Source organism: Bradyrhizobium centrolobii, assembly GCF_001641635.1.
Classification (GTDB): Bacteria; Pseudomonadota; Alphaproteobacteria; order Rhizobiales; family Xanthobacteraceae; genus Bradyrhizobium; species Bradyrhizobium centrolobii.
On the sequence record NZ_LUUB01000130.1, the window covers coordinates 240 to 1,091 of the forward strand.

An 852-nucleotide genomic window follows, 5' to 3' on the forward strand; every position below is an offset into this window, starting at 1 on the left:
CTTCGGCGGGGCAGTCGATGGCGGCTGTGGCGGCACATTGCCGGTAGGGCTTTGCGATGGGCCTGGTACGGCCTTTGTCCCGCCCGGCGTGGTCGCGCTTGGCGTCTGAGAACCAGTGGGCCGTGTCGTCTGCGGCAGCGGCTGACCTCCAGTCGCACCGGGAAGCGGCTGTCCGATTTGCTTGCCCTGGCTGGGCGTTGCCGGTCCCGTCGGCGCCCCGGAGGCAGGTGGCGATGCCTGCGCGCCCGGCGTCCGAGAAGGCGAAGGTGGGGTCGCAGACGGCGCGGCTGCGCCCGGTCTGGCGCCTGCAGGCGGAGGAGTTGCTAGTGCGGGGGACGGCGTACCGGCCGCAGTTGGTGCACGGGACGGCGTGCCGGCGGCAGTCGGCGCAGCAGTAGTTGGCGGAGCCGCCGGTGGCTGGACCTGTTGCGTGCGGATGACCCCGCCCGGAGCCAAAGGTTTGGCCGGCGGAGCGGGTTGAGGATTGGGTGTTACGGCCGCCCTTGTCGCGACAGAGGGGGGCAGGGTGGGTGCAAGAACGGCAGCAGCCGCTGCTGCACCAACTGCGGCGACGCCGGCTCGCGATGGTGGCGAAGGCGGCGGGCTCGGCGGGGGCAGTCCAGGCGCCGGCGGTGCAGGCGGTGGCGCGGCGGCAACGGCCGGCGTAACCGTCTGGGCTTGGCCCTGCGGGTTGGTGATCGTGACCAGATTGGTAGTGTTGTTGATGACAACCGTGTTGTGGATGTTGTTGTAGATGATGTTGCTTGGCGGCGCCTCGATCTGCGGCGGCGGCGCCACCCACACCGGCACCGGCCGATACTCGGGAATCGGCAGCACGAAAGCGAACGCTGG